Source organism: Kitasatospora sp. NPDC051702, assembly GCF_040681575.1.
GTDB lineage: Bacteria > Actinomycetota > Actinomycetes > Streptomycetales > Streptomycetaceae > Kitasatospora.
The window spans coordinates 1-8,710 of record NZ_JBFAZB010000092.1; the positions used below are offsets into that span (position 1 = coordinate 1).

At 75.4% G+C, this 8,710-nt stretch carries 8 protein-coding genes; 6 read left to right on the top strand and 2 right to left on the bottom strand.

Annotation, left to right across the window (positions count from 1 at the left end):
• On the top strand, positions 1–1,130 hold a 1,130-nt coding region (locus AB0N04_RS38195; protein ID WP_360223093.1), incomplete at its 5' end, for a beta-ketoacyl reductase.
• 76 nt (positions 1,131–1,206) lie between these two features.
• On the opposite strand, the gene AB0N04_RS38200 is transcribed toward AB0N04_RS38195, so the two are convergent.
• Positions 1,207–1,563: a helix-turn-helix domain-containing protein gene (locus AB0N04_RS38200; RefSeq protein WP_360223096.1), complete on the bottom strand. Its 357-nt coding sequence runs from the start codon at positions 1,561–1,563 to the stop codon at positions 1,207–1,209.
• A gap of 168 nt (positions 1,564–1,731) precedes the next feature.
• On the opposite strand from AB0N04_RS38200, the gene AB0N04_RS38205 reads away from it, so the two are divergent.
• The 3 genes from AB0N04_RS38205 (at position 1,732) to AB0N04_RS38215 (ending at position 4,041) form a co-directional block, all read left to right on the top strand.
• The gene (locus AB0N04_RS38205; RefSeq protein WP_360223111.1) at positions 1,732–2,742 is read left to right on the top strand and encodes a zinc-binding alcohol dehydrogenase family protein; all 1,011 of its coding nucleotides are present in this window, start codon (positions 1,732–1,734) and stop codon (positions 2,740–2,742) included.
• 93 nt (positions 2,743–2,835) lie between these two features.
• Positions 2,836–3,564: a hypothetical protein gene (locus AB0N04_RS38210; protein ID WP_360223099.1), complete on the top strand. Its 729-nt coding sequence runs from the start codon at positions 2,836–2,838 to the stop codon at positions 3,562–3,564.
• A 42-nt stretch (positions 3,565–3,606) separates the two neighbouring features.
• The gene (locus tag AB0N04_RS38215) at positions 3,607–4,041 is read left to right on the top strand and encodes a hypothetical protein (protein WP_360223102.1); all 435 of its coding nucleotides are present in this window, start codon (positions 3,607–3,609) and stop codon (positions 4,039–4,041) included.
• A gap of 49 nt (positions 4,042–4,090) precedes the next feature.
• Here AB0N04_RS38215 and nadE read toward each other — a convergent pair whose 3' ends face one another.
• Entirely contained in the window at positions 4,091–4,921 is an 831-nt protein-coding gene (nadE, locus tag AB0N04_RS38220) for an ammonia-dependent NAD(+) synthetase (protein WP_360223105.1), read from the bottom strand.
• Between the two features lie 791 nt (positions 4,922–5,712).
• On the opposite strand from nadE, the gene lanKC reads away from it, so the two are divergent.
• Together lanKC and AB0N04_RS38230 are read left to right on the top strand one after the other, a co-directional pair.
• Positions 5,713–8,346 (top strand): class III lanthionine synthetase LanKC, encoded by a 2,634-nt coding sequence (gene lanKC, locus AB0N04_RS38225; protein ID WP_360223108.1) that lies wholly within the window; start codon positions 5,713–5,715, stop codon positions 8,344–8,346.
• 136 nt (positions 8,347–8,482) lie between these two features.
• Complete coding sequence (locus AB0N04_RS38230) at positions 8,483–8,620, top strand: SapB/AmfS family lanthipeptide (protein ID WP_350639260.1); 138 nt, start codon at positions 8,483–8,485, stop codon at positions 8,618–8,620.
• Positions 8,621–8,710 lie beyond the last annotated feature (90 nt).

Consider the following 8,710-nt stretch of genomic DNA (forward strand, 5'->3'; position numbering starts at 1 on the left):
CCACCGACACCACCGACCCCCACGCCCTCACCCACCTCCTCACCACCATCCCCACCGACCACCCCCTCACCGCCGTCATCCACGCCGCCGGCGTGACCGCGGACGCGACCCTGGAATCGCTCACCGAGGAGGCCTTCGACCGGGTGCTCGCCCCGAAGGCCGACGCGGCGACCCTGCTGCACGAACTCACCGACGGCCTCCACGCCTTCGTCCTGTTCTCCTCCGTCGCCGGGGTGATCGGCAACGCCGGTCAGGCCAACTACGCCGCCGCCAACAGCTACCTCGACGCCCTCGCCCAGCACCGCCACGCCCTCGGCCTGCCCGCCACCTCCCTCGCCTGGGGCCTCTGGGAGGACGACGGCATGGGCAGCCGACTCGGCACCGCCGACCTCGCCCGGATGGCACGCTCCGGCATCGCCCCGCTGAGCGTGGAGGAGGGGCTGGCCCTGTTCGACGCCGCGCTCACCTCGGACGAGCCCCTCCTCGTCCCCGCCCGGCTCGACCTCGGCGCGCTGCGGGCCGCGGGCGACCGGGAGCGGGTGCCGGCGCTGCTGCGCGGCCTGGTCGGGCCCCCGGCGGCGCCGCGGCCGATCGCCGCCGCCACGGCCGCACCGGCCGCGGACGCCACCCCGCCGTGGGTGCGCAAGCTCGCCGAGGCCGCCGGGCCGGAGCGGGCCAGGGTCGCGCTGGACCTGGTCGGCGCGGCGGTCGCCGAGGTGCTCGGGCATCCGGCGAACCGGCCGGTCCCGGCCGAGCGCGGCCTGCTGGACCTCGGCCTCGACTCGCTGACGGCGGTCGAACTGCGCAACCGCCTCAGTGCCGAGACCGGCCTGCGGCTGCCCACCACCCTGCTGTTCGACCACCCGACGGCCAGCGCCCTCGCCGCCCACCTGCACGGCGAGCTGGCCGGCCGCCTCCCCGGCGGGGCGGGCGCGCTGCTCGGCCACCTCGACGACCTGGAGGCCGCCCTCGCCGCCGCCCCCGACGACGAGGAGACCCGCGAACGGCTGGCCGCCCGGCTGACCGCCGTCCTGGCCCGGCTCGCTCCCGAGGCACCCACCCGCCTCGACCTCGCGGACGACGACGAGCTGTTCCAGCTGATCGAGGACGAGCTGGGCGGCGCGGAGTGAGCGCGGACGGCCGGGCCGCCACGCCCCGCGCAGGGGTGGCGGCCCGGCCGTCGGGCGGGTCCTGGCGGACCCGGTGCTACGCGGGGAGCCGGTCGACGTTGAGCTCGACCCAGGTGCGCAGGTGCGCCAGCGGCACGCAGGCGTCCTCCCCGAGGTCGGTGAGGCTGTACTCGACGCGGGGCGGGACTTCGGCGAAGATCTCCCGGTGGACGAGGCCGTGCTCCTCCAGCCGGCGCAGCGTCTGGGTCAGCACCTTCGGGCTCACGCCCTGCAGGCGGCCGCGCAGGGCGCCGAAGCGCTGCGGTCCCTCCTCCAGGGCGCCCAGGGCCAGCGCGCTCCACTTGTTGGCGAGCAGGTCGAGCAGGTCGCGGCAGGGGCAGGCCGCGGCGTAGACGGACTTGGGGTCGGTGGCGTCGGTGGCGGAGCTCGTCATGGCGCCAATAGTACCCAACGGGTACCAGTAGCCCTTGCGGGTAACCACTACCTTTCCCATACGGTCGCCGACGTGCCCGGATCCCCCCGGGCCGTCGGCCCGGCTCCCCCGGGCCAGTCGCACCAGCGAGGACACGAGGAACCCGCCGTGAGCACGATCCCCACCACCATGCCCGCCGTCGCCTACCGCCGCAGCCTGCCGATCGACCACCCGGAGAGCCTGGTCGACGTCGAGCTCCCCGTCCCCCAGCCCGGGCCGCGCGACCTGCTGGTCCGGGTCGAGGCCGTCGCCCTCAACCCGGTGGACCACAAGATCCGGCAGAACGTCGACCCGGGCGGCGAGCCCAAGGTGCTGGGCTGGGACGCGGCCGGCACCGTGGTCGCCGTCGGCAGCGAGGTGGAGCTGTTCCGCGTCGGCGACGAGGTCTACTACGCCGGCGCCCTCGACCGGCCCGGCGCCAACTCCCGCTACCACGCGGTGGACGAGCGACTGGTCGGCCACAAGCCGTCCTCGCTCACCTTCGCCGAGGCCGCCGCCCTCCCCCTGACCGCGCTGACCGCCTGGGAGGGCCTCTTCGAGCGGCTCGGCGTGCGCGGCGGCGCCCCGGAGCAGCCCGGGACCCTGCTGGTCACCGCCGCCGCAGGCGGCGTCGGCTCGATCACGATCCAGCTGGCGCGCGCCCTCACCGGCCTGACCGTCGTCGGCACCGCCTCCCGCCCGGAGAGCGTCTCCTTCGCCCGCCGCATGGGCGCCGACCACGTCATCGACCACCGCGAGCCGCTCGGCCCGCAGCTGGCGGAGGTCGCACCGGGCGGCCTGGACCACGTCTTCAGCACCACGGGCACCGTCGACAACCTGGCCGCCTACGCCGAGGCCCTCAAGCCCTTCGGCGGGATCGTCGCCATCGACGACTTTGACACCCTGCCGGTCGGCCTGCTGAAGCCGAAGAGCATCGCGTTCCACTGGGAGTTCATGTACACCCGCTCGATGTTCCGGACCGCTGACCGGATCGCCCAGCACCACATCCTCGACCGGGTCGCGCGCCTGGTGGACTCCGGCGTCCTCGCCACCACCGCCACCCGGAACCTGGGCCCGCTGACCGCCGCCTCCCTGCGCGAGGCCCACCGCCTCCAGGAGTCGGGCACCGCCGTCGGCAAGACCACGCTCACCGGCTGCTGACCGCCGGCCCCGCGGCACCCCGGCCTTCCCCGTCCTCCGGCCGCCGGTCACACTGGCGCGGGCACAGCAGACCGACGACCGGACGGGGGCCGCATGGCACGGGGCAGGAAGAAGCGGAAGAGACCGCTCGCGGAGGGCGCCGGGCGCCCGCCGAAGGCCGCCCGGAGGCGTCGGGGTTCCCGGCCGGACGCCTCCTTCGCACCCCGCACGGTGCGCCGCGCCGCCCTCGCGGTCGCGGTGGCCGCCCCGCTGCTGCTGATCGGGCTGATGGTGCTGGCCGCCGACCCGGACGTCTCCGCCGTGTGCACGGTCCTCGCCGTGCTGGTGCTGATCTGCGCGCTGGGCGGTCTCATGGTGGTGCGCACCAGCGGCTGGGTGCTCTGGCCCGGCGTGCTGCTGGGCGTGCTGCTGCTCGCCCTGCCCACCGCGACCACCCGGGCCGAGGTGCTCGCCCACCGCGCCGAGCGCACCGAGGTGGTGATCACCTCGGCGCACAGCGCCAGGGACCGCAGCGGCACGGTGCACTGGACGTGCGGGATCCGCCGCACGGACGGGCGGCCCCTGCCGCACGCCTCCTTCGACGGTCTCGGCTGCGACGGGGCCTCCGACGTGGGCTCCACCACCGGCGTCCTGGTCGACCCGGGCGGCTGGGTGCCGCCCGCCTCGACCGACCTCGACCTGTCGTTCCTGTCGGTCGGCGTCTACGCGGTGGCCGCGCTCGCCCTGCTCTGGGCACTGCTGGTCACCGCGGCCGCCCGCCGCACCCTGCGCACCGCCGGCTCCCGAACGGCCGGGCACCCGCCGGCCCGCCGCCACGGGTGACCGGGGCGGAACCGCACCGCTCCCGCCCTCGTCCTCAGCACGGTGAGCGAGCAGACCCCCACCCCTACCCCCGCCCTGACCTACTTCCGGGCCGCGCCCGCGCTGTGGAGCGCCCGGGACATCCCGGGCTGGCGCGAGGACGGCCGGCTGCGCGGGTTCTACACCTGGTTCCTGCACCCGAACGTGGGCATCGACCTCGTCGAGGAGAAGCGCTCGCTGCTCCGGGACCGCGCCTACGCCCGGCGGCTGCGCACCAGCCTGGAGTACCTGCTGGAACGGCAGCCCGCCACGCTCGGGACCTGGCACGCCATCACCGGCTACGACATCCACTTCTACGGCGAGGGCGAGCTGTACGGCTTCCTGCTCGACCTGCACGCCTTCTTCTTCGGTGACCGGCCCGGGCCCCCGGAGGACCCGGACCCGGACCGGCCGTCGCCCCCGCCGCACTGGACGTACTGGGCGCGCTTCACCGGCTGACGCGTCCCGGAGACCCGTCAGGGGCCCCGGGACGCGGAACGGACGGACCCTACGGCGCGATCGGGAGCCGGCGCTTGTGCTCGGTGGCGCGGTAGCGGTCGACGATGATCTCGAAGACCCGCCCGTCCACCGGCTTGCCCTCCAGGAAGTCGTCGATGTCGTCGTAGGTGACGCCGAGCGCGTCCTCGTCGGCCTTGCCCGGGTCGAGGGTCTCCAGGTCGGCGGTCGGGACCTTCCACACCAGCTCGGCGGGCGCGCCCAGCGCGTCCGCGACGGCGCGCACCCGGCGCTTGGTCAGGCCGGTCAGCGGGACGAGGTCGGCGGCGCCGTCGCCGAACTTGGTGAAGAACCCCGAGACCGCCTCGGCGGCGTGGTCGGTGCCGACGACCAGGCCGGACCGCGCGCCGGCCACCGCGTACTGGGCGATCATGCGCTGGCGGGCCTTGATGTTGCCGTGGACGAAGTCCTGGTGGTGGGCGTCCCGGAAGGTCACCCCGGCCGCCAGCGCCGCCTCCAGCGCGGCGTCGCTCGCGGGCTTGACGTCCACGGTCAGCACCTCGTCGGCCCGGATGAAGGAGAGCGCGAGCTGGGCGTCGTGCTCGTCGCCCTGGACGCCGTAGGGCAGCCGCATCGCGTGGAACCGCGCCTCGTGCCCGGCGGCCCGCGCCCGCTCGACGGCGAGCTGGCAGAGCCGGCCGGCCGTCGTGGAGTCCACGCCGCCGCTGATGCCGAGCACCAGCGAACGCAGACCGGTGGTCACCAGTCGCTCGGTCAGGAAGGCCACGCGGCGCTCGATCTCCCGCTCGGCGTCGAAGGTCTCGGCGACCTCGAGTTCGCGGGCGATCTCCTCTTGCAGGGCTATGGACGCCGACTCGCTCACGGCTGCTCCTCGTTCCGGTTCGCTGGGTTGTGCCGGGCCCACCTTATCGGGGGCGCCTGCCGCGGATCGGCGCCGGACACCCGGCCGAATTCCCCGCCGGACGCCGCCGCCGGGCTCCGTGTCGGCACGGCGAATGCCGGAAATCCCCGGTCGCCGCATGCCGTACCATCGACCGCCAGATCGACGTCCGGAATTCCATTCGGAATCGGCACCGTCGATTCCACCGTCGGCGAGGTGAACGAAAGGCGTCCCGGATCCGAATTCCGCGGGGCCGCACCACCCGCGCGCCCCGCGCGCCCCCGCCGGCGGCGGGGACGACGCCCGGCCGTCCACCATCCGGACGTCTCGCCGTCTTCGCTGGTCAGAGCGGTGCGGCGGGCGTCATGCCAGGGCCGGGGGCCGTACGGCGGCACCCCGGGGCCGGGCCGCCACGCCCCGGCCGGTGCGCTGTCACGCGCCGCGGCTCGCTACGGAGCGGAAACCGCGCCCTGGGGTGAATATCCGTCCGGAATACGCGCCTTCACGCCGTTGTAACCTCGCCCTCACAATCCCAATACTTCCGATTGTCACAGCGACGCCGGGCACCGCCCCGGATCCCGATCGGCCGCCGCCCGCCGGAAGCCGCCCCGTACCGCCGGCCTCCCGCTCCCGAGCCCCAGCGACCGCCGCGTTCCCCCGCATTCCTCCGTGGTGCCGCACGTCCGTCCCCCCGAACACCGCCGCACCGCGACCGCTCCACGCACCCCACCCCACCCCCGCCCGTGCACTCCCCTGCTCCGAGGAGGGTCCCGTTGGACAACCGGTACGAGGCCTACGCCTTCGCCGATCCGATCTTCTACGACTCGCCCCGTCGCTGGGGCGCCACCGAGGAGTTCGACGCCGTCACCCGGCCGCTGCCCGCCGGGTGGGAGCGCGGCGACCTGGAGATGTGGGCGATGCTGCGCCCGACCGACGTCCGGCTCCCCCAGCAGGGCTGGAAGATCCACGTGTCCGCGACCCCCGAGGACGCCGAGCAGGTGCTGGAGGAGGTCCACCGCTTCTGCCTCGCCGAACGCGTCGCGTTCAAGTTCCTGCGCGGGCTGCCGATCCTCCAGGTGCAGAACTCCAAGTACGCACCGCGCGGATCCAGCGGCAAGTTCTGCACCCTCTACCCGCGGGACGACGCGGAACTCGAGCGATGTCTGCACGGCCTCGGCCCGCTGCTGGCCGGCCGCCGGGGCCCCTACATCCTCAGCGACCTGCGCTGGGAGGACGGCCCGCTCTACCTGCGGTACGGCGGGTTCGCCGAGCGGTACACCCGCAACGCGGCGGGCGACAAGGTGCTCGCCCTGGAGGACGGCGAGGGCCGGCTCGTCCCGGACGTCCGGGGCGCCGGGTTCGCGGTGCCGCCCTGGGCGCCGGTGCCCGCCTGCATCGCCGCGGCGGTGGCGGCGCGCGCCGCCCAGCAGGACGACGAACTGCCCTACACCGTCGAACGGGTGCTGCACTTCTCCAACGCGGGCGGCGTCTACCTGGCCCGCGCCGAGGGTCCGGACGCACCGCCCGTCGTCCTCAAGGAGGCCCGGCCGCACGCCGGGCTGGACCAGCGCGGGACCGATGCGGTGACCAGGCTGCAGGCCGAGCACGACACGCTCGCCCGGCTGGCCGGGGTGCCCGGCGTCCCCGTCCTGCACGACCTGCTGACCGTCTGGGAGCACCGCTTCCTGGTCCAGGAGTTCGTCGAGGGCGAATCGCTGAGCCAGTGGCTGACCGGCCACTACCCGCTGATCCACCCGGACGCGGACGAGGAGGCCGTCGCCCGCTACACCCGCGAGGCGCTCGCCATCGTGGCGCGGATCGAACGGACCCTGGACGGCATCCACTCCCGCGGGGTGGTCTTCGGCGACCTCCACCCGCGCAACGTGATCATCCGGCCGGACGGCGAGATCTGCTTCATCGACTTCGAACTCGCCAGCACCGTCGAGAACTTCGTCCGCCCGGCGCTGGGCGCGATGGGATTCACGGCCCCGCCCGGCTACACCGGCGCCCAGATCGACCACTACGGCCTGGCCGGCATCCGGCTCTGGCTCTTCCTCCCGCTGGCCCAGCTGCCGGCCCTGGACCCGGGCAAGGCCGCCGAGTTCGCCGACGACATCGAGGCCCGCTTCCCGGTGCCGGCCGGCTACGCCGACGGGATCCGCCACCTGCTCGGGGCGGCCCCCGGCGACGGGCGCAGCGACCGCCCCGAGCTCGGGACCCGCCGCCGGGAGGCGGGTGCGCTGCTCGGGGCCCCGGCCGCCGACTGGCCCGCCCTCCGGGACTCGCTGGCCGAGGGGATCCTCGCCACCGCGACCCCGGGGCGCACGGACCGGCTCTTCCCCGGTGACGTCGCCCAGTTCACCCGCGGCGGTTTCGGCCTGGCCCACGGCGCGGCCGGCGTGCTGTACGCCCTGCACGCCACCGGCGCCCGGATCGAGCCCGACCACGTGCGCTGGCTGGTCGACGCGGCCCGCACCCGTCCGCTGGGCCCGGGCCTGTACCACGGCGGGCACGGCGTCGCCCAGGTGCTCGACCTGCTCGGCGAGCACGAGGCGGCCCTGGACCTGCTGGAACGGCTCGGCACCTCGCCCAAGGAGGACGTGGGAGCCGGCCTGGCCGAGGGCGGTGCCGGTATCGCCCTCGCCCTGCTGCACTTCGCCGGGGCCACCGGCGACGCCGGCCTCCTCGACGCCGCCCGGGCCTTCGGCACCGCCGCGGCCGACGAGGCGCAGCGGGGCGGCACGGACGGCGGCCGCCGCCGGACGGGCCTGCTGGCGGGTGCCTCAGGAGTGGCGCTCGCGCTGGTCCGGCTCCACGAGCGCACCGGCGACCAGGCCCTGCTCGACCGGGCCGAGGCCCTGCTGGACCTGGACCTGGAACGCTGCGTGCGGGTCGCGGACGGCACGCTGCAGGTGCTCGACGGCCGCCGGGTGCTGCCGTACGTCGAGACCGGCAGTGCCGGCATCGGGCTCGCCCTGGAGGCCCTGCTGGCGCACCGCCCGGACAGTCCCACCGCCGACTGGGCGCCGCTGATCCGCCGGGCCGCCGAACCCGAGTTCGTCATCCAGCCCGGGCTGTTCAACGGACGGGCCGGACTGCTGGGCTACCTGGCCCGGTGCCGCCCGGCCGATGCCGGGGAGGCCGCCCGCGCACGGCGCGCCGTCGAACGCCACCGCCGCCTCCTGAGGCTGCACCAGGTCACCTACCAGGGGTGGCTCGCCTTCCCCGGGGACCAGTTGCTGCGGCTGTCGACGGACCTGGCGACCGGCTCGGCCGGGGTGCTGCTGGCGCTGGGGACGGCCCTGGCGGACACCCCGTTCCTGCCCTTCACCGCCGCCGAGCCCGGCACCCGGCCCGGCGCCGATCCGGCGACGGACCCGACGGGCGCCCCGGCGCCGGCCCCCTGAGCCGCCGTACCCGCCCCACCGTCCCGGCCGGGAAGCACGCCGGGACACCCATCGGGCGCCGCGAGCACCGCGCGCCCCCACCCGCCCCCGGCCACCAGGCCGGGTGATCCACCCGTCCGAAGAGAAGGAGAAAGTCATGGCGATCCTCGACCTCCAGACCATGGAGCTGCCCGAGACCGAGGCGGCCCCGATCGACGACACCCTCGCCTCCACCAGCTCGCTCAGCGTGCTGAACTGCGGCACCAGCACCGTCAGCACCCTCGTCTGTCTCTGATCTGAGACTCCCCCGGCCGGGGGCGGCACCCCCGCCTCCGGCCGGCCGGGTCGAGGACGGCGCCCGCGTCGTCGCCCTGCGCAGCCGGGC